The sequence below is a fragment of the Paraburkholderia sp. BL23I1N1 genome, assembly GCF_003610295.1.
Classification (GTDB): domain Bacteria; phylum Pseudomonadota; class Gammaproteobacteria; order Burkholderiales; family Burkholderiaceae; genus Paraburkholderia.
The window spans coordinates 5,614,548-5,632,423 of record NZ_RAPV01000001.1 but is presented as its reverse complement, the minus strand read 5'-3'; the positions used below and the strand labels follow the sequence as shown (position 1 = coordinate 5,632,423).

General features: G+C 60.0%; 19 protein-coding genes and 6 pseudogenes. 10 read left to right on the top strand and 15 right to left on the bottom strand.

Annotation, left to right across the window (positions count from 1 at the left end; translation table 11 throughout):
• The gene (locus B0G76_RS26295) at positions 1 to 915 is read left to right on the top strand and encodes a metal ABC transporter permease (RefSeq protein WP_259460734.1); all 915 of its coding nucleotides are present in this window, start codon (positions 1 to 3) and stop codon (positions 913 to 915) included.
• 2 nt (positions 916 to 917) lie between these two features.
• The gene (locus B0G76_RS26290) at positions 918 to 1,754 is read left to right on the top strand and encodes a metal ABC transporter permease (RefSeq protein WP_120295093.1); all 837 of its coding nucleotides are present in this window, start codon (positions 918 to 920) and stop codon (positions 1,752 to 1,754) included.
• Positions 1,755 to 2,056: 302 nt separating this feature from the next.
• On the opposite strand, the gene B0G76_RS26285 is transcribed toward B0G76_RS26290, so the two are convergent.
• Together B0G76_RS26285 and B0G76_RS26280 are read right to left on the bottom strand one after the other, a co-directional pair.
• Positions 2,057 to 2,413, bottom strand: a complete 357-nt coding sequence (locus B0G76_RS26285) for a hypothetical protein (RefSeq protein ID WP_120295092.1) — start codon at positions 2,411 to 2,413, stop codon at positions 2,057 to 2,059.
• Between the two features lie 548 nt (positions 2,414 to 2,961).
• Positions 2,962 to 3,165: pseudogene (locus tag B0G76_RS26280) on the bottom strand (IS3 family transposase); the annotation flags it as partial.
• A 23-nt stretch (positions 3,166 to 3,188) separates the two neighbouring features.
• On the opposite strand from B0G76_RS26280, the gene B0G76_RS26275 reads away from it, so the two are divergent.
• The 3 genes and pseudogenes from B0G76_RS26275 to B0G76_RS44120 all read left to right on the top strand — a co-directional run.
• The gene (locus B0G76_RS26275; protein ID WP_120295091.1) at positions 3,189 to 3,458 is read left to right on the top strand and encodes a DUF5372 family protein; all 270 of its coding nucleotides are present in this window, start codon (positions 3,189 to 3,191) and stop codon (positions 3,456 to 3,458) included.
• A gap of 285 nt (positions 3,459 to 3,743) precedes the next feature.
• A pseudogene (locus B0G76_RS26270) lies at positions 3,744 to 4,022 on the top strand (IS6 family transposase); the annotation flags it as partial.
• A gap of 585 nt (positions 4,023 to 4,607) precedes the next feature.
• Positions 4,608 to 5,174 (top strand): annotated as a pseudogene (locus tag B0G76_RS44120) (reverse transcriptase domain-containing protein); the annotation flags it as partial.
• On the opposite strand, the gene B0G76_RS26260 reads toward B0G76_RS44120, so the two are convergent.
• Both B0G76_RS26260 and B0G76_RS42545 read right to left on the bottom strand, forming a co-directional pair.
• Complete coding sequence (locus tag B0G76_RS26260; protein ID WP_259460733.1) at positions 5,070 to 6,881, bottom strand: recombinase family protein; 1,812 nt, start codon at positions 6,879 to 6,881, stop codon at positions 5,070 to 5,072. The pseudogene B0G76_RS44120 and the gene B0G76_RS26260 overlap by 105 nt on opposite strands.
• Positions 6,878 to 7,063: a hypothetical protein gene (locus B0G76_RS42545; protein ID WP_147394087.1), complete on the bottom strand. Its 186-nt coding sequence runs from the start codon at positions 7,061 to 7,063 to the stop codon at positions 6,878 to 6,880. Before B0G76_RS42545 ends, B0G76_RS26260 begins: the two co-directional genes overlap by 4 nt.
• Before the next feature lie 137 nt (positions 7,064 to 7,200).
• Between B0G76_RS42545 and B0G76_RS44115 the strand changes: the two are divergent.
• From B0G76_RS44115 to B0G76_RS26240, 4 genes and pseudogenes are all read left to right on the top strand, one after another.
• Positions 7,201 to 7,470, top strand: a pseudogene (locus tag B0G76_RS44115) (reverse transcriptase domain-containing protein); the annotation flags it as partial.
• 36 nt (positions 7,471 to 7,506) lie between these two features.
• The gene (locus B0G76_RS26250) at positions 7,507 to 8,163 is read left to right on the top strand and encodes a group II intron maturase-specific domain-containing protein (protein ID WP_259460869.1); all 657 of its coding nucleotides are present in this window, start codon (positions 7,507 to 7,509) and stop codon (positions 8,161 to 8,163) included.
• Between the two features lie 114 nt (positions 8,164 to 8,277).
• A pseudogene (locus tag B0G76_RS26245) lies at positions 8,278 to 8,457 on the top strand (DDE-type integrase/transposase/recombinase); the annotation flags it as partial.
• A 75-nt stretch (positions 8,458 to 8,532) separates the two neighbouring features.
• Positions 8,533 to 8,796, top strand: coding sequence for a hypothetical protein (locus tag B0G76_RS26240; RefSeq protein ID WP_147394086.1), 264 nt, complete (start codon positions 8,533 to 8,535; stop codon positions 8,794 to 8,796).
• Positions 8,797 to 9,590: 794 nt separating this feature from the next.
• Here B0G76_RS26240 and B0G76_RS26235 read toward each other — a convergent pair.
• On the bottom strand, positions 9,591 to 10,292 hold the full coding sequence (locus B0G76_RS26235) for a YoaK family protein (protein ID WP_120295087.1): 702 nt from the start codon (positions 10,290 to 10,292) through the stop codon (positions 9,591 to 9,593).
• A gap of 385 nt (positions 10,293 to 10,677) precedes the next feature.
• Between B0G76_RS26235 and B0G76_RS26230 the strand changes: the two are divergent.
• Positions 10,678 to 10,929 (top strand): annotated as a pseudogene (locus B0G76_RS26230) (IS6 family transposase); the annotation flags it as partial.
• Between the two features lie 276 nt (positions 10,930 to 11,205).
• Here B0G76_RS26230 and B0G76_RS26220 read toward each other — a convergent pair.
• The 10 genes from B0G76_RS26220 to B0G76_RS26175 all read right to left on the bottom strand — a co-directional run bounded on the left by B0G76_RS26220 (position 11,206) and on the right by B0G76_RS26175 (position 17,871).
• On the bottom strand, positions 11,206 to 11,673 hold the full coding sequence (locus B0G76_RS26220) for a hypothetical protein (protein WP_259460732.1): 468 nt from the start codon (positions 11,671 to 11,673) through the stop codon (positions 11,206 to 11,208).
• A gap of 105 nt (positions 11,674 to 11,778) precedes the next feature.
• On the bottom strand, positions 11,779 to 12,996 hold the full coding sequence (locus tag B0G76_RS26215) for a hypothetical protein (RefSeq protein WP_120295085.1): 1,218 nt from the start codon (positions 12,994 to 12,996) through the stop codon (positions 11,779 to 11,781).
• 15 nt (positions 12,997 to 13,011) lie between these two features.
• On the bottom strand, positions 13,012 to 13,848 hold the full coding sequence (locus tag B0G76_RS26210; protein WP_259460731.1) for a hypothetical protein: 837 nt from the start codon (positions 13,846 to 13,848) through the stop codon (positions 13,012 to 13,014).
• Between the two features lie 179 nt (positions 13,849 to 14,027).
• A complete protein-coding gene (locus B0G76_RS26205; protein ID WP_120295083.1) occupies positions 14,028 to 14,348 on the bottom strand; it encodes a type II toxin-antitoxin system RelE/ParE family toxin in 321 nt (106 codons plus the stop codon).
• The gene (locus B0G76_RS26200) at positions 14,345 to 14,614 is read right to left on the bottom strand and encodes a type II toxin-antitoxin system ParD family antitoxin (protein WP_120295082.1); all 270 of its coding nucleotides are present in this window, start codon (positions 14,612 to 14,614) and stop codon (positions 14,345 to 14,347) included. Before B0G76_RS26200 ends, B0G76_RS26205 begins: the two co-directional genes overlap by 4 nt.
• A gap of 171 nt (positions 14,615 to 14,785) precedes the next feature.
• Positions 14,786 to 14,971 carry a hypothetical protein gene (locus B0G76_RS26195; protein ID WP_183082146.1) on the bottom strand — a complete coding sequence of 62 codons (186 nt, stop codon included), beginning with the start codon at positions 14,969 to 14,971 and terminating at the stop codon, positions 14,786 to 14,788.
• Between the two features lie 111 nt (positions 14,972 to 15,082).
• The gene (locus B0G76_RS26190; RefSeq protein ID WP_120295081.1) at positions 15,083 to 15,337 is read right to left on the bottom strand and encodes a hypothetical protein; all 255 of its coding nucleotides are present in this window, start codon (positions 15,335 to 15,337) and stop codon (positions 15,083 to 15,085) included.
• Between the two features lie 72 nt (positions 15,338 to 15,409).
• Positions 15,410 to 16,117 (bottom strand): ABC transporter ATP-binding protein, encoded by a 708-nt coding sequence (locus B0G76_RS26185; RefSeq protein ID WP_120295080.1) that lies wholly within the window; start codon positions 16,115 to 16,117, stop codon positions 15,410 to 15,412.
• Entirely contained in the window at positions 16,104 to 16,868 is a 765-nt protein-coding gene (locus B0G76_RS26180) for an ABC transporter ATP-binding protein (RefSeq protein WP_120295079.1), read from the bottom strand. Before B0G76_RS26180 ends, B0G76_RS26185 begins: the two co-directional genes overlap by 14 nt.
• The gene (locus tag B0G76_RS26175; protein ID WP_120295078.1) at positions 16,861 to 17,871 is read right to left on the bottom strand and encodes a branched-chain amino acid ABC transporter permease; all 1,011 of its coding nucleotides are present in this window, start codon (positions 17,869 to 17,871) and stop codon (positions 16,861 to 16,863) included. The genes B0G76_RS26180 and B0G76_RS26175 overlap by 8 nt, the downstream gene beginning before the upstream one ends.
• Positions 17,872 to 17,876 lie beyond the last annotated feature (5 nt).

Here is a 17,876-nt window from a genome sequence, read left to right as displayed (position 1 = left end):
ATGATGGATTTTTCGTCTGCAATGATCTTCGCGTCTGGGTTTTTCACGAACGAGCCGGTCCGCACCGCCATGGTGGTCGGTGGCGGGGCCGCGCTCGTATCTGGCGTAGTCGGCGTGTTCACGGTCATGCGAGGCCAGTCTTTTGCTGGCCACGCGCTCGCCGATGTCAGTAGCGCGGGTGGCGCAGCCTCATTTCTCCTGGGGATCAATCCGCTGCTCGGCTTTCTGATCATGGCTCTTCTCGCCGCGGGCGGAATGGAAATGGTCCACGTGCGACGCGCCCGCGAACGTGACCTTGTAACGGGGGTGGTGCTGGGCGCAGGACTCGGCCTGGCCGCCCTGCTGCTGTACATGGACGTCACGTCGGGCAGTACGACAGGGGCGGCCATCACAATCATGTTTGGCTCGATGTTCGCCATTCCTGCCTCCATTGTTCCTCTTGCTCTTGTGGTCGGCGCCGGTGCACTCGTCACGATGGGGATGATTTATCGACCGCTACTCCTCAGTTCACTCGACCCCGACCTCGCTGCGGTGCGAGGGGTGCAGACACGTCTGATCGGGCTGCTGCACCTGCTGGTTCTGGCACTGGCCGTGTCGCTTACGGCGATTACCGTTGGTGCAATCCTGTCCACGGCGCTGCTGATCGGGCCGGCTGCAATTGCGCTGCGTCTGGCGAAGCGGCCCGCATGGGCGGTGCTCATTGCGGCGCTGATAGGCGTGGGCGCCACATGGGGCGGCATACTTCTCGCGTATGACAGTTATTACTGGACACCGGGCCATGGCTGGCCGGTGAGCTTTTTTGTGGCCACACTGATTTTCCTGATGTATGTCGCGACGGGTCGCACCGGACGTGGCCGGGAGACCGGTTCGGGCGCTCGCGCATTGATCCGGGACCAACGGCTGGATGAGGTCTGACGATGTTCTCCAGTTTCATGATCAACACGTGGGTCGTCGCGACCATCATTGCGGTCGTTGCCGGTTGTGTCGGCTTCTTTGTCGTGGTTCGGGGGGCAACGTTTGCCGCGCACACGTTGCCGCTTGGAACCTTTCCTGGCGCTGCGGCCGCAAGCCTTATCGGTGTCAACCCGCTGTTCGGTCTGATCGCCTTCTCCGTCATCGGCGTTATCGGGATCAGCCAGATCAGCCGCAGGGGGCGGCCTGAAGTTGCCACGGCACTTTGTCTCGTCACGCTGCTCGGGTTGGGGGCACTGTTCCTGAGCATGACAAGCGAGTACTCGCAGGAGGTTTATGCGCTGCTCTTTGGAGAAGTGCTGGGCGTCAGCAACAGTGATCTTGCCCCGATCGCGATCATGAGTGCTATGTCGGTCGCGCTTATCGCACTGATGTTTCGTCCGCTTCTGCTGACCGCCGTGTCACCTGAACTCGGGGAGGCCAGGGGCGTATCGAGCAAACGGATTGAGTTGTGGTTTCTGGCGATACTTGCGCTTTCAACATCGGTGGCGTTGCCCGTGGTGGGGGCGTTGCTGGTGTTCAGTCTGATGGTGGGTCCCGCGTCTGCCGCGCGCTCCCTGAGCGACCGCCCGGTTGTTGCCATGTTCCTGTCGGTGGGCATTTCGCTGGTCACGGTATGGGCCGCGATTGTTCTCTCGTACGAGTCGAACTGGCCCGTGGGATTTTTCGTCGGCGCGTTCGGTGCAATTTCCTATGCATTGGGGAGGCTTGTCGCCAGGGACGGCCGTCGGGGTTTGGCAAAGGTTGCTTCAGCCAGGCGCCAGGGGCCACACCTGCCGTAGCGGGGATAGGGCATCAGGTGAGTCGTGGATACGAGCAACCCACTCAGTATTCCGGCCGGGCCTGTTTCGCATTGTCGCAGCGAAGTGCCGGGTCACCTGCTGTGCGGCGTTGGTCGGCCTGAACCGAGGCAGCAGCATGAAGCATGCGTAAGCCTTTGGTGTAAGCAGAAGACGTCTTGCATAGACAGGCCGCTGCATGGTTGGGCTCTGCGTCCAGGTATGCAGGCGCACGCGAGCGGCAAATAGGCCCTGGCCGATCGGCGTTGATTAGCACAGTCGGCCGGCCAGGGCAGATTTTCAGATCAGACCGACTTTACCAGCTGGACGGAGCCATGGTCGTCGCAGTGGTCGCCGTGCGGATGATGGAGATGACCGTCGACGAGATAGTCGACGTGATCGCCGTGCGGCACCGCTTCATGGCCGCAGCCGGGACCGTGAATATGACCCGACTCATGGCCGCCGCAGTCAGGGGTACATTTATCCGGATTGGTCGCGCTCACTTCCAGCCGGTGTTCGTCTACATGATCACCATGCGGATGGTGCAGGTGACCGTCGTGGAGATAATCGACGTGATTGCCGTGCCTGATAGCAGTATGGCCGCAGTTGGCGCCATGCTGGTGGTCGTGGTGGGCATGATGCGGTTCGTTGCAAGTCGTCATAGGGATGCTCCTCAATTCGCCGGATACTGCGGGCGGGGCGGCGGTGTGCAAGTGTGGCCGACAACGTACCCGTCTTTGCGCACGTCGAGCGAAGTGCTTTCCGTCAACCATCGAATGATACGCACAGTACCTTTGATCATAATAGTCCACAAAGTACGAGTCGCGGCAAGGTCACGGGCATCCGGCTCGGTCTCGATGCGTTTTGCTGGTCAATGTTCTATCTGGCAGCTGCGATGTATTGTTGGCGCCGTATTTTCGCGGTTGAGGCTTCGTGACGGCGGTTATGCGCGGCGGAGTTTCTGCAGGGCAGGAGGCGTCCAGAACGGAAGCGGACCCTCGTACTGCGTTCGTCACTATCCGCTCACAAGATCGGAGCGGCGGATTGTTGCTGTAACCAACCGTACGCTCCAATATGGCCTCCGACGGGGCCATTCGTGATCACTTTCCGTGACGATTCTGGATATCTGCCGAGCTGTGACGTCGGTAGTACGCGTCAGCTCAACTGCGAGCGAAAGTGAGGTGTACTGTCAACAGCAGACACTCTTTTCTTAAGCCACCTGTTGTTGTTTGCTGAACGCTTCGGCAAACAACGCGGGCGGAACATTGCCTGGGCGCGAGTGGCGCCGTTGGCGGTTATAAAAGCTTTCGATGTACTCCTGAATTGCCGCCTTCGCGTCGGCACGCGTGGCGTAGCGATGGTGATGTATCAGTTCGTTTTTTAGACTGCCCCAGAAGCTTTCCATCGGAGCATTGGAGTTCGCAGACAACTGCGCCCGTGAGTGACGTTGAAAGCCGACGTTTTCAGGTAACTCATCCGTACCATCCCCTTCATTTGCAAGAATTCGAACTGGTCCTTCACGCCCAGAACTGGCATGAGGACAGGGTTTGGTTTCACGACGCGAATGGCCGACTGCGGGCGCTGCCCGCCAGCTGGACGAGCGTCGTCGGCGAGGACCCATTCAACGTGGTCGCCGCCGGACGCGCCTTGTTTCGTGTGGAAGAACTGCTTGAACTGGGGCGTTTGATCGCGACGCTGGAGCCATGACAGCGCAAGCACTGTAAAGCCAAATACGCCGAATGTGTAAATGCAATTACGCCTGACGTCGCCTTGTATTACGATCCGCTGTGCCAGAGATAATGCTATTTTTTCCGTATTAAATCGATGATATTTCAGAAATCGGCCTTGTATATTCGGACATTTTGTACATAATTGTATTTACACTGACTTGCCCGCCTTCCTTGGAGTTCGTGCATGGCGACAGACCGAGGTTTTGTTGCAATAGGCCGGTCCGCTATGATGTGCGGAACAATATAGACCACGGAAAGCTTGATGACGACGTTGAATCCGGCGGTGGCCCGAGTGCTCAAACGCCTCCATTACCCGCTTGATGTGATGCTGACGTGCGTGCGTTGGTACGTGGCCTATCCGCTGAGCCTGCGGCACATCGAGGAAATGATGGCTGAGCGCGGTATTTCGGTCGATCATTCGACGGTGCACCGCTGGGCCATCAAGCTGCTGCCGGTATTGGAGAAAGCGTTTCGCCGTCGAAAGCGCCCGGTTGGCAGGAGCTGGCGCATGGACGAGAGTGTGTCACGAACACAAGCGAAAGCTTGTGGTGCTGTACCGAAGATGGGAGTAGGCCTCCCGAAATCGGCTTGCAGGAGCGGGCTTCAGTGTGTCACGAACGCAGGCGTAAGCCTGCGATGCTGTACCAGAGATGGGAGTCGGCCTCCCGAAATCGGCTTGCAGGAGCAGATATCAAACCGCCCGGTGCGGCTGCGTTCAAAAGACGTGGTCGTGAGCGACTGTGGAAAAGACATCATGAAGATGTCAGGTACGTGTTGAGAAGATGAGCGCAAGCAAACCGTCCGATGACGCATCGTTAGCTCTAAAGAACTGTCAAAACCGGGGTCGTGAAGTAACTCTGGGATCAGTCGGGACGACACCTGTTTACGGACCCGATGGCAGTCGGTGTATAGGCGGCATGAGCTCAACACAGGCTCTGGTATGGAACGTGAGAACCTTGCTCTGGATGTGAAGGGAAAAGACAAATGGCAGACACCATGAGGATGAATACCAATGCCGGAGCGAGGGGCGGAGCCGCTTGTAGTAGTGACGAAGCCTTTGTAACGAAGGTGGAGCGAAGGGGCGGCGTTATCCGGTTGACGAAGGTCATCAACCCGTTCTGCGGGGATGAGTGACATGACATCAACAAAATCCTATTGCATTGCGAAGCGTGTGGTGTGGGAAGCATATCAACTGGTGAAAGCCAACCGTGGCGCTGCCGGCGTGGACGATGAAACCATCGCCATGTTCGAGCAGAATCTCTCGGGAAATCTGTACAAACTGTGGAACCGGATGTCATCGGGGTCGTACTTCCCGCCACCGGTGAAGCAGGTTGAAATTCCGAAGGCCAAGGGTGGCACGAGAAAGTTGGGAATTCCCACGGTGAGTGATCGTGTGGCGCAGACTGCAGTCAAGCTCCTCATTGAACCGATTCTTGATCCGTTATTCCATGCGGATTCGTATGGTTATCGGCCCGGGAAATCGGCCAGGCAGGCGGTCGCTATCACCCGACAAAGGTGCTGGAAGTACGACTGGCTGGTGGAGTTTGATATCAAGGCGGCCTTTGATCAAATCGATCATGGCCTCTTGCTAAAAGCGGTACGCAAGCACATCAAAGAGAACTGGATCCTGATGTACATCGAGCGGTGGCTGACTGCACCATTCGAAACTGCACAGGGTACTTGCTTGCAGCGGGATCGCGGTACCCCGCAAGGGGGAGTGGTTACGCCTCGTACAATGTTGCATACTATTCACTCCGTCGTCTGAATCCTTCGAATCCTCGCTGCCGAGAACCTGCGGCTGTGGGTCGATGCTGAACACAACGACGATTTCATCCTTGTGGATTTCGACGCGCTTGACCAGCCCCAATACGATCTTGCGCTTCATTTCGAGATCGATCGTATCCAGTTTCTCGGTGACAGCAGTTGCAAATTCCTCGAGCCGGTTGACGACCAGGAACAGCTCGCTTTGCACCACCGCATGGCGCCGGGATTCCTGGATCTGCCCGTCAATCTGTTCCAGCCGGTTCTTCAACTGTTGCATCTTCGGCTCGAAGTCCGTCTTGTCGATGATGCCGTCAGCATAGCTGTCGATCAGCCGGGACTTGCCTTTGTCCAGCTGAAGCCGCTGCTTTTCCAGGCTGGCCGTGTCGAAGCCGCCCTTTTCATCACGCTCCATCATGTTCAGTCGACGTTCATATTCGTTCTTCAGTCGCTCTGGATGTCTAAGCAATTCGACGACCTGTTGCCATACCAGATCATCGAGCCTATCCGTTCGCACCTGCAGATTGTCACAGATGCGGTGGCCACCGAAACGGTAGGCATCGGTTCCAACGCAGCGGTAATAGGCGTAGTCACGCTGATGTCCCTTGGCCGCAGCCTTGCTCACTTTCTTTGCGTAATAGGCGTAACGGCACTGGCCACAAACCGTCAACCCTTGCAGCAGGCGTAGCGGCGCACCATCACGCCTCTGGCGTGCCAGCTTGCGGTTCTCGGCAAGCTGTTCCTGAGCCGACTGGAACAGCGCCTCGCTGATGATGGCCGGCACCGCAATCTCAATCCAGTCCTGCGGGTCAGTGCGTGTTGTCGAGTGCTGCTTTCTGGGCACGTCGGCACTGTGGCGCTGGGCACGCACGCGTACCTGCAGGTGATCGCGCGACTGCGTCTTGCCGAACGCGGCCCGCCCCATGTACGCCGGGTTACGCAATATCCCCCACACTACGCTGCGGTCCCAGTATGGCTTGCCCGACGCCGTCACAGTACCCGATTCGGTAAGGCGGCGTACCACTTCCCCTATGCTCAGGCGCTCCATCCCCACCCACTGGAAGATCGCCCGGATCGTTGCAGCCTGGGGCAATTCGATAACGTACCGGGCCGGCGTTCCGTCGAGCTGCCGGCGAATGTAGCGGTAGCCGTAGGGTGCCCCGGACAGCACATTGACGCTGCCGCGTTTTGCGCCGTGAAGCTTGCCACGACGGTGACGCTCGGCGATCTTCGCCCGTTCGTATTCCGCAATCATGCCCTGCATCTGCAATAGCAGCGACTCTTCCGGCGTCGTACCGATTGCGTGATTGAGGAACACCACCTGGACGCCGCAGGCCGAGAACTCTTCCATCAGCAGCGCCTGGTGCGCATATTTGCGCGCCAGACGGTCTGGTGACAGGATGTATAGCTGATCGATCGCACCGAGCGCGGCACAGTCCCTGAGTCGCTCCAGCTGTGGCCTGATCAGCGTCGCGCCACTCACGCCGGCGTCGACGAAACACATGTCCTCGACGATCTGCGCGCCGTCAGCCGAAATGCGCTCCTTTAATGCCGCGATCTGGCTGTCGATGGTGCCGCGTTTGTTTTGCTGTTCCGAGGATACTCGCGCATAGAGCGCGACCATTGCGGCGGTGCTCATTGTTTCCCCCGCGTGGTAGCCGTGCGTTTACGTGGGGCGTGCTTCGCAACCGGCGCCTGCGCCGTGGTGCGCGCCTGTATCGGGCTGAGCTGCTCGTACGTCTTCTGCAACTGTTCGTGGGCGAAGCGGTTCGGCTCGAAAGCGAGACGCACGTGCCAGTGCTTGCGTCGTCCTCGTGTCATTGATGTCTCTCCCGGTCAGCGGGAGCAACGGTCTCAAGGACGAGCACTGCATCGACGTCAGGACATCCTCTGGACCACGGCGCCAGACACTCCCTTGAAATGCGTAGAGCCCATCTTACTCGCGAGTTTGCTATGTTGTTGGTGGCGTTATTTCACCGGTGGCAGCCAACATGACGCTCGATGGCCTCGAAGCGATGCTAGCGGAAAAGTTCCCGCGAGCGAAGCAGAGGGGACTGAAAATGAACATGGTGCGTTACGCGGACGATTTCATTATTAGCGGTCACTCGAAAGAGTGGCTGGAACATGAGGTCAAGCCGGCAGTCGCTGAATTTCTGTCGGAACGCGGGCTGGTCTTATCGCCAGAAAAGACCAGGATAACGCACATCAAGGACGGGTTTGATTTCCTCGGATGGAACATTCGCAAGTACAACGGCAAGCTCTTGATGAAACCGTCGAAAGCGAACGTCAAAGCACATCTTGACAAAGTCCGTGAAATCATCAGGGCCAACAAGACGGCTAAACAGGCGAGCCTGATAAGGCTGCTCAATCCTGTTTTACGAGGATGGGCGAATTACCACAGCCATGTAGTCGCCAAGAAAGCCTTCAATCGGGTTGATCACGAGGTCTGGTCAATGCTATGGCGATGGGCGGCAAGAAGGCACCCTAAAAAAGGCGCCCGATGGATAAAAGCCAAATACTTCAAGGCCAAGGGCCTCCGGGACTGGGTATTTGTCGCCACAGAACAAAAAGAGGATGGCACGACAAGAGAGGCCACCTTGCTGAAGGAATCGGACACGCCAATAAAACGGCATGTCAAGATCAAAGCGGGAGCCAATCCGCACGATCCGCAATGGGCGCCGTACTTCGAATCCCGATGGGGCCAGAAGATGCTGAACTCAGCGCGAGGTCGCCGTAAGCTGTACCGTGTATGGCTAAGGCAAGATGGCATGTGTTCCAACTGTCAGCAGCCCATCACAATGGACACCCGCTGGGATGTTACACATATTGTGAAGCAAACTGATGGCGGGACGGATGCAGCAAGCAACCTTCAAGTGCACCATCTCAATTGCCGTAGAAATCCGCAATACGCCGGAAGATGAAGTTGTACTACCGGGTGTCGACAGATGCCTTTGCAGAGGCTTGAGCCGTATGCTCCTAAAGGCGCACGTACGGTTCTTAGGGGGCAGCAGCGCAGCAATGCACTGCTGCTACCCGACCAGGACCATCGCCCCATCAAACGGATTGTCAAACCGATGATGGGCTTCAAGGATTTTCGTTGCGCCCGGATCATCCTGTCGGGCACCGAAGTGATGCATATGATCAGGAAGGGGCAGATGAAACCCGCTGGGATCCAGTTGACTGCTGCCGAGCAATTCTATTCGCTGGTCATCTAAGTAATCCTTATCATATCGGGACTTTCTCATCCTGCCATCCTTATCGCGGCAGAGCCATCGACCGAGCCGGGGTGTGTGGAAACATCTACAGAACCGCAATATGACGTGCGGCTCTTGCGCCACCTGGCGCGTTTAACTGTCACCGGCAGCAACACGGCAACAACGCGCCGTCAAACGGCTCGATTTGCAGACCACGGCGACTGGAAAGCACAGGACGGCAAGGTCTGCAGCAAGGGCAGCAAGATCCCCTACGCCTGCAACGAGGTGCGCATCAAGGGCGACGACCTGTACCTCAAGCGCGATAGCGGCGAGATCGTGCAATTTATCGAGGCGCATTAACCAGAATCGCGGATGACGTGACGGCCGGGGCCGGCCATTGTCTGGAGCGCTTTCGCGCTTGGGCAATCGCATCGTTGGTATCGGACCTGCATCGACGGCTCGTGGGCCACGAAAGCAGTGCCTGCCAAAGACCACCAAGGCGGCTCGATCCATGACGAGCACCGCAACAAACGGCTCGTACCGCCTGTCATTGCGATGGGTTCCGTCATGGACAAACGCATGGGTTCTTTTCGTCCCGGTCTCTGGATTCGGCCGTCAGGATGACTTTGGGCGTGGCTGCTGACGATCGCGTATCGCACCATGCAATCCGGCCGGCGCGTAATCGCTTCCCAAGGTCGTCGACGTCCCCACCGGCCCCGGCGTCGCACAGCGGTTCTCTTTTTATTGCGCTGCAGACGACCAAAGCCGCCGCGATTCTCTATGTCGGCAGAAACGGCAGCTTGCAACTGAACCGGTACGGAACGTTCGGTTGGGGCGAAAACACGTTTCTCGTCCGTACGTGTGATTCATTCAGAGTCAGCACGAAACACACACCCAGGATGTCAAATTCGACAACCCCATGATCGACGCGCTGCGCACAGTTAGCCGCGAGACGTACGACGGATCTAGAGAAAATAGTGGAGATGATCGAGGGCGTTGATTTTGACAGGATGCCTGATTGAGCCGGAAAGACCTCGTTCCAAACTGCAGACGCAGTGATACCTCTGAGGGCTCAGGTTTACCCACATGTCTGTGAATGAAGCTGCGATTTTCTGCTTGTAAACGAGAGGGTGCGATGCTAACTTTGGCTATCCTCATGCACGCGGCGCTTCCGACCCAGTCTTGGACCCCGGCCAGACAACCAGCTGGACCATCCGCATTAGCGCGCCCACGAGAAGCAGAACCGAAATCCATAGCGCCCCGCTGTGCAACACGCGGGTGGAAACGCCCCCGAGCACCGCGCCCGCGAAAAAACTGAAACCGGCCATTCCGAGCAGTGATGCATCCCGCAACGCTGTCCTGTCGTATCTTGGAATCAGGCCTTCCAGCAGCCTCTTCGCAGCCCGTCGCAGATTCCCGGTCGTCATGACCGACGTATAGGTCAGATTCTCGAGATGTGTAAACGACAAGGTCTGCAGCGTGGCGACGAACGAAATGCCCGGAATAAGCCAGACTTCCGAAGCCCCGACCAGACCACTCGATGCGATGGCCAGGAACACGATCTCGAGTAGCAGACAGATGAGCGCAGGACGCCGGATCGAACGCGCGACGGCGTCCAGGCGCAACAGGTGAACCACGAACACCGCGAACACGAACGCGACTAGTGGAGGGATGTGACGGGTCGCTTGCGCCCAGTTCCCGGCCGCGACTTCGATACCAAGCAGTGCCACATTCCCCGTCATTGTGTTAGCAAACACGCCCCCGTGACCGACATAGGTAAATGCGTCGAGAAATCCGCCGGACAATGTCAACAGCACCGCCACGCCCCGGCTTCGGCTAGCCGCATCCAGATTCATCGCATCTTCTCCGGTCTTGTCTGTTCCGCCGAATATACCAGCGGATGACCGGACCGCGGGGCAGCGCACCCACACAAGACGGACCGATGCCCACAGCATCGCCCCTCGTCTCTGTGAAACTGGTTTCGGCTGATTTTGCTCGCAAGGACTCCCCGAGAGTCAAGCTCGGTTATTTGTGGATGTCAGTCAATGTGTGTCATAGACGCTAGTTGCCCCGTTGGTTGTTGTTCAACCACATCCTGAAGGCGCTGTACCTTGAGTGCCAGTGGCACATGCTGCCGATCGACAGGAATCAGCAAGGGTCGACGCGAAATCCATCCGACGAGCGTTTACCGAATCTTTCGTGGCTCTGTCGAAGTAAGCCAGTCCGGTTAAGCTGGACTCCATGAAACCGGTCCATCTGCAGCTCGAAACATCGAACCTTCGAAAGGTTCTGAAGCGCCTTCACTACCCGCTGGATATCATGCTGGTGTGCGTGCGCTGGTATGCGGCCTACCCGCTAAGCCTGCATCAGCTCGAAGAAATGATGGCCAAACGGGGTGTAGCCGTCGATCACGCTACCGTGCATCGCTGGGCGCTGAAGATCCTGCCGGTGCTGGCCCGCGTGTTTCGCCAGCGCAGGCATCCGCTGGGGCGACCTCGACCTGCGCGGCCACCCGCGGCGCGAAGGGGCGCCTCGATGCGGCCCAGTCCGTCGCGGGCGGCGGCGACCGACTGCAGCGCGTCGAGCGTCGCCCCGCTGACGTGGTGGCGCGCCTCCACAGGATAGCGACCGGTTCGCCGGCGGCCGCCGCGCGATCGGTGGGCAGGTCCGGATGCTCGATGCGTACGCGGCTTTTCTAGATATGAGCATGGCTCAATCTGAAACGCTGCCTCGCTTCAAACCACGGCTGAAGTTTCGATGGTATCGGCATCAGTGTTCTCCTCTGTGCCAGCTTGCTGCGGTCAACCGCTCCACCGCCGCGTAATAACGCGCCTGCGAAGTCGCAGCATCGTCGTTCTGATTCGTCTTCAAAATATCAAACAGATGCTCTGCGACGACTGAGCCGATTGCGTGAACCGCGTCGTGTCGCGTAAGCCCTTCTTTCTCGAGGCGATCCATCGCCCGGACCACGGGCTCAAGGTTCAGGGCAATCTGGTTTTCGACGATCGCGTGTAGCGCAGCGTGTGCCGTGACGTTGGGAAGCTTGATCCGGGCGCCGCGGTGATACGTTTCGACAAGAGCAATTCGCTCCTGTTCGTCGAGTTCGAGCCATGATTCAGGTTCGGGTGCGCACCCGGGGTTGTACTCTTTCATGATGCAAGTCCTGTACAGACTTCTGTCTGTCGTAAAACTGCCGGCAACAACCGCATTACGCTTCAGTTCAGTCATCGGCGGCATAACGGGCGCTCATCCCACAGGCTCGGGCCCGCCCGTTGACGACAGCACGCCGGGCCACAGGTCTTGCGTGAGCCGCGCTCCCGGTGACCTGGATGCACCGCGACGTCATGCGACCCAATGATGCGCCAGCACCGTGGCGACAACCGAATGCCCTGGCTTGGCTGCGAACTGATTGCGCAACTGCCGGTTAAGCTCGTCGCGCGTCATGCCACTCGCGAGCGCCGCCTGTGAGAGCGAGGAATAGGCATCGAGTACATCGCCACTGGTGATTTCATAGCCAAAACCTGCGTCTATCCACTGCAGCGCCGCCGTACCACAAGTCATCGCAAACGCTGGCGCCTGTACGGCGAAATCGCGTGCGGCCCGCGTCAGGGTTCGCGGGTCGGCGGGGCCGTGCATCGCGAGCGACGCCGCCAGATCGAGAAGGCCGGCGTCCTTCGCGGCGGCGAACCATTTCCCCTCGGCGCCGGGACTGCTCGCGACCAGGTCGTGGAGAATGCTGCTGGAACCCTTGTCCGGATATTTTTTCGCGATGGCACGGAACGTCGCGAGATGCGTGGTGGCCTGATTGGCCTCGATCGCGTAGCGCCGATATGCCTCGTCCGTCATGCCCTTCGACAGAAGGATCGCTTCGCATTTGCGGGCGATGGCGGCAGTGGGCGCATTCAGCCCCCTCGACGCTTCCGCATAACGCAGTGCTTCAGCCGAACGATTTAATGCGATCAGTGCATCTACCCCGTACTGGCGATACCCCCACCAGTTCAGGCGCGCGCCATTCACAAGAGCGAGTAGTTCCTCATGGCGGCGGGCGGCATTCAGTGCGCTGAGGCAGGCGGTCGTACCCGCGAAATGCTCCCCCAGACCTGCAGCGCCCATCACACGCGCAGTCACCGGCAACAGCCGGTCGGCCCATGCGGACGCGATCGTGAGTGAGGCGCAAAGCTCGCCCCAGCGATCGCCCAGCTGTTCGATATACGGCATCCGGTCGTCCTGGAGCGCGTCAAACAGGCGTTCCAGCCAACGCGTGCGGACCGGAACCGGCACGTCCACCCCGGCGATGACCGGCACCAGCGCATCGATGGCGCGATTCACAGCGGTACCAATCGCCCCCGACGAACTGTCTACCTGCTCGAGCGCCGGCGAAAGCTTTTCGAGCAGGGCGACCGCGCCGTCGGCCGCGAGAACAGGATCTGCACGGGCGACCTGCCGGATTTCGGTCAGGGCCTCCTTCAGACGCTGGATCGGCAATGCGGATTTCCAGCCGAAGGCGCCACGCCGGAACCGCGCGGCGAACACCCATTTGTGAGAAGCGGTTCGTGACATGTTCTGTGGACCTTCTCAGCGCGTCTTCATGTAGGCAGCGTACAGCGCCCCGTTGAGCGCCTGCAGTTCGCGCCGGGTTTCCAGCAGTTCGTGATGCCGGCCCTGACGCTCCAGGCTGAGTAACCCGAGCATCACCTTCGCCGCCCGCTCGGGCGCATTCTGTCGCGAAGGCTCCGCCCGTTTGAACAGCGGCGCGAGGCCGGTCTTGTCCGTGAGTACCCACGCCGGAAACCATGCGAGATCGCCGAGGTCGCCAGCGCCCTCAAACGACATATCGAAGGCGCGCCGCAACCTGTTGACGCACGCGTCGTCAAGCCGGCTCAAAAGCTGGTCAAACCGGGATGGCGAAAGCCACGCAAGTTCCACCAGAAACGGCCAGGCGGCGTCCAGACCATCGAGCCGGTAACGTGCTTCCGTCATCCAGCACAGCGGCGCCGGAATCCGTCGCCAGGACGCGATGCGAGATATCGCATCAGAGGCCTCGGCCCACCTCGCAGCAAGCAGGAAGAGCGGCGCCGCGTGCGCATCTGCGTGCTCCGCACGGAAAGGCAGCGCAGCGGCGCGACCGGCCAGTTCTACCCAGAGCGGTGCGAGCCAGGTCGCCCCGCTCTGCCCCGGGAACGCGCGCGCGACTGCGGGCTGGACTTCGTGAGACAGCGCCTGGCAAGCCTGCAGGGCGGCTTCGTGACGGCAAAACGGTGCCGTCGATCGACCCTCGAGGGCATTGACCATCGACCCGAAATACACCTGGGCGACGTCGTCCGGATACTCGTTCGCAAGGGCCCGCAGCGCGCGCCGCGCGTCCGCCGCATCATACTGCTGCAACGCTGACAGGACATCGTTGCGCAGCATCACGTCGCGGCTGTCGTTGAAAATGTCGAGCTGCATCCGTCGGATTCAGAACAGTTTGCTGGTCAGGGTGACGAGATTAATCCATTTGACCGTGCTTCTCAATTTCCTGCCGTGCTCACCGACTGACCCGACGATTGCGCGCCGAGCGCCCGCGTCGGCGACACGGTGCGGGCGCGTCATCAGTGGTCGTGCTCCGTCGGGTCCGCGAAAGACGGTCCCCAGGCCTGTCCGCCGTAGAACACGCCAACGATTGACACCACCTCGTGATCCACAAGGTAAGCAATCACGGCGCGCTGCCGGTAGTGGGTCATGCGCAGGCCAGGCAACAGATCATCGCGCGCCACGCCGCGCTCAGGGAACGTCTGCAGGCGCAGGCAGAAACTCACGATGGCGTCGACATATTGGGCCGCCGTGATGGGCGAACCCGCTTCACGGATAAACCTTTCGATGTCCTCAAGCTGGTCCCGCGCTTCCGGGGCAAACTGCACCCGGTAGTTCATGCGGCGCCCGAACGCTTCCTCGCCAGGTGAGCGCGCACCTGCTCGGGCGTGAGCGCGCGCGCGGGCTCCGCGCGCAACGCTTCGGCCGCAGGCACCACCTCGTCACGCAACCAGGCCTCGATGGCCCTGTCGCGGGCCGCCAGGGTGCGTAGCCCGTCGCGGATCACCTCGCTTTCAGACGCGTATTCGCCGCTGGCGACCTTGGTGCGGATGAGCTCGGCCATCTCGTTGGGCAGGGTAATGCTGAACTGCTGTGTGGTACGCATGGCGCTCTCCAGGCTGACAGGATTTAATCCTACTCCGTCGACGGGGGTGCTGGCAAGGCGCGCCGGGCTTGCAGAGATGACGTAACGGCTGCGCGCGACGGGACGGGGCACAGCTTCATGGCCCGTCCGTCCGGCGCCGATCCCTTTCGAACGAAAAGCTGGATGCTTCTGTCACGGGCGCGCCTGATATCCGCTCACCGGGGCCAGCATCGAACCGGTACACCGCTTCGTCCCACAGTGGCAGGCATAGTCGGCGACCAGTTCGGGAGTCATCGCTTCATCGATCGTGAGTCCGTAGGCGATAGAAAGCTCGTCGCCCGGCATGACGTCCTTGGGGTAGTCGTACCTTTCGTGCAAAATCTGGCGCTTCGCTCCGAAAAGCAGTGACTTTTCAATAGTTTGCTAGATCCAGCTGGGCGTAACGGACGCGGAAACGGCAAGCCTTACTGGGCGCGACTCTCCGGGAGACTACCGCCAGATTTTGCACGGGAAGGACGAATACCCCTTGCCGGCCACTTCAATGCCAGCCTGATTGACGTCGGCGGCTGCCATCTGCATGCCTTCGAGCACCTCCTGGCCGTACTTCGCCGCGCCGCCGCTCAACGGGCCGGAGTAGCCGATATGCACCACCTGCTGCGCCATCGCGGCGCCCGCGCCCAGCATCGCAGTCGTGGTGACAACCGCATACAGGCCGGCGCGTGCGCACAAGCGTTTGATCGTCATACGTGTCTCCTTTGGGATTGTTCGAGTGAGCCGGCGCTTGGGGTTATGTGTCCGGCAGTGCGTCAATGTCATTCAGCCGCCGACATAAGCGCGCCGGATTGCCTCGTTGTTCATCAGACTCGCGTGATCGCCTTCGAGCACGATCCGGCCGTTCTCGATCACATAAGCGCGGTGCGCGATTTTCAGCGCCGCGAACGCGTTCTGTTCGGCGAGCAACACCGTTGTGCCCGCACGATTGATCTGCTGGATCACCTCGAACACCTGCTTGACCACCAGCGGCGCGAGTCCGAGCGAGGGTTCGTCGAGCAGCAGCACCTTGGGCCGGGCCATCATCGCGCGGCCGATCGCCACCATCTGCTGCTGCCCGCCGGACAGCGAGCCAGCCAGATGCTCCTTGCGTTCGGCAAGAAGCGGGAAGAGCGCAAACACCTGCTCGAGATTGCGCTGATTGCCGGCGTTGTCGCCGCGATGCACATAGGCACCGAGCGTGAGGTTCTTCAGCACTGACATGCCGGGGAACAGTTTGCGGCCCTCGGGACACTGAATTACGCCGCTGCGCACGATCTGCGCCGGCGTCATACCGAGCAGCTCGCGAGGGCCGAGGCGCAAGCTGCCGCTCGCGGCGCGCCGCAAGCCGCTCGTGGCGAGAAAGATCGAACTCTTGCCCGCGCCGTTGGCGCCGAGCAGCACGACGAGTTCGCCTTCGTCCGCGTGCAGCGTGATGCCGTCCAGCGCACGGAAACGGCCGTAATCGAGCGAGACGTTTTCAAACTTCAGCATGTTCGCTCCCCAGGTAGGCATCGATCACGGCCGGGTTCGCGCGGATCTCAGCCGGCGTGCCCTCGGCGATTTTCTTGCCGTAGTTCAGCACCATGATGCGGTCGGCAAGCTTCATGATCATGTTCATCTTGTGTTCGACAAGGCACACCGTTATGCCGTGCTTCACCAGCTTGCGGATCAGTTCGGCAAGGCCTTCGGTCTCTTCGGGATTCACGCCGCCCGCCGGTTCGTCGAGCAGCATCAGGCTTGGTTCAGTGGCGAGCGCGAGCGCTACGGCAGCGCGTTTGCGCTCTTCCTGCGAGATGTCGCCGGCCAGCCGTTCTGCGATCCCCGACAAGCCGACGAAGTCCAAGGCTTCGCGCGCTTTCTCGCGGCAGATGCGTTCCTCCTGCTTGAGCCGCGCTGAATGTGTCAGCACGTCCCACAGGCCGGAGCGTGTGCGCAACCGGTGTCCCACGATCAGGTTGTCGAGCACGCTGGCGCGGTCGAATAACGCGGTGGATTGAAAGGTACGCGCGACACCGAGGCGCGCCATCTGATCGGCGCTTAGCTTCGTCACGTCCTCGCTTTTGAAGCGGATGCGTCCGGAGCTCGGCAAATGGGTGCCGCTGATCAGATTGAAGAAGGTGGTCTTGCCGGCGCCGTTCGGTCCGATGATGGCGTTGATCTTGCCGGCTTCGATATGCGTACTGACGTCGTCCACCGCGACGAGACCGCCGAAGCGTTTGCTGAGCGAGTCGATTTCAAGCATGACGGTCTCCGCGCGTGGGTTGCGACTGACGCGCCACAACGCCGCTTTTCGGCGCTGCCGGTTTCGCGTGACGGTTTTTTCGTGCCATGTACAAACCGACGATCCCGTTCGGCAAAAAGATCACCAGCAGAATCAGGATCGGCCCGAACACGACGAAGCGGTACGCCTGCAGAAACTGCAGATACTGCGTAAGCCATGGAATAGCGAGCGCGCCGAGCAGCGGGCCGGCGAGGGTGCCGATGCCGCCCACCAGCATGTACATGGTCATGTCGAAGGTATGCTCGACACCGGCCAGATCCGGTCCGAGAAAGCGCACTGCGCCTGCATACAGACCGCCCGCGAACCCCGCATAGACGACCGACAGCACAAAGGCCAGCACCTTGTTGTGCATCAGGTTGATGCCGAGCGACTGCGCGAGGCCGTCGCTATTGCGGATCGCCATGAAGGTCCGGCCGAGCAGCGAGTTGACGATGCGATGCATCAGCCACACACCGAGCACCAGAAACGCGAACACGAGGTAATAGAGCGGCCGCGGATTGTCGAACAAAACGATGCCGAAGCCCGAAGGCGCCGGAACGCCCACGATGTCCGAGACGCCGTGCGTGAGACTGTCCCATTTCTCGATCACGAGAAACATGATGTAGCCGACGCACAGCGTGAAAATAGAAAAGTAGTGACCGCGCAGACGCAGCGACACGAGGCCGACCAGCACGCCCAGTATCGCGACGACAACGCCCGAGGCGATGAACGCGAGCCAGAACGGCACCTGATGATCCACCGTGAGAATGCCCACCGTATACGCGCCTACCGCCATGAAGCTGCCGTGCGCGAGATTGAACTGCCCCGTATAGCCGGTGATCAGATTCAACCCGACGGTTGCCAGTGCGAAGATGTACGCGGTGGACATCACGGTGAGCATGTAATCGTTAGTGGCCAGAAACGGGAACACCAGACCGAGCACGAACAGCAGCGTCCACCCCAGCTTGCCCTCGAATAATTTCATGACTG

Excerpts from the sequence above, each read along its gene's own strand:
- B0G76_RS26295 (WP_259460734.1), top strand. The coding sequence starts at position 1 with ATGATGGATTTTTCGTCTGCAATGATCTTCGCGTCTGGGTTTTTCACG.
- B0G76_RS26290 (WP_120295093.1), top strand. The coding sequence starts at position 918 with ATGTTCTCCAGTTTCATGATCAACACGTGGGTCGTCGCGACCATCATT.
- B0G76_RS26285 (WP_120295092.1), bottom strand. The coding sequence starts at position 2,413 with ATGACGACTTGCAACGAACCGCATCATGCCCACCACGACCACCAGCAT.
- B0G76_RS26260 (WP_259460733.1), bottom strand. The coding sequence starts at position 6,881 with ATGAGCACCGCCGCAATGGTCGCGCTCTATGCGCGAGTATCCTCGGAA.
- B0G76_RS42545 (WP_147394087.1), bottom strand. The coding sequence starts at position 7,063 with ATGACACGAGGACGACGCAAGCACTGGCACGTGCGTCTCGCTTTCGAG.
- B0G76_RS26250 (WP_259460869.1), top strand. The coding sequence starts at position 7,507 with ATGAAACCGTCGAAAGCGAACGTCAAAGCACATCTTGACAAAGTCCGT.
- B0G76_RS26235 (WP_120295087.1), bottom strand. The coding sequence starts at position 10,292 with ATGAATCTGGATGCGGCTAGCCGAAGCCGGGGCGTGGCGGTGCTGTTG.
- B0G76_RS26220 (WP_259460732.1), bottom strand. The coding sequence starts at position 11,673 with ATGCCGCCGATGACTGAACTGAAGCGTAATGCGGTTGTTGCCGGCAGT.
- B0G76_RS26215 (WP_120295085.1), bottom strand. The coding sequence starts at position 12,996 with ATGTCACGAACCGCTTCTCACAAATGGGTGTTCGCCGCGCGGTTCCGG.
- B0G76_RS26210 (WP_259460731.1), bottom strand. The coding sequence starts at position 13,848 with ATGCTGCGCAACGATGTCCTGTCAGCGTTGCAGCAGTATGATGCGGCG.
- B0G76_RS26205 (WP_120295083.1), bottom strand. The coding sequence starts at position 14,348 with ATGAACTACCGGGTGCAGTTTGCCCCGGAAGCGCGGGACCAGCTTGAG.
- B0G76_RS26200 (WP_120295082.1), bottom strand. The coding sequence starts at position 14,614 with ATGCGTACCACACAGCAGTTCAGCATTACCCTGCCCAACGAGATGGCC.
- B0G76_RS26190 (WP_120295081.1), bottom strand. The coding sequence starts at position 15,337 with ATGACGATCAAACGCTTGTGCGCACGCGCCGGCCTGTATGCGGTTGTC.
- B0G76_RS26185 (WP_120295080.1), bottom strand. The coding sequence starts at position 16,117 with ATGCTGAAGTTTGAAAACGTCTCGCTCGATTACGGCCGTTTCCGTGCG.
- B0G76_RS26180 (WP_120295079.1), bottom strand. The coding sequence starts at position 16,868 with ATGCTTGAAATCGACTCGCTCAGCAAACGCTTCGGCGGTCTCGTCGCG.
- B0G76_RS26175 (WP_120295078.1), bottom strand. The coding sequence starts at position 17,871 with ATGAAATTATTCGAGGGCAAGCTGGGGTGGACGCTGCTGTTCGTGCTC.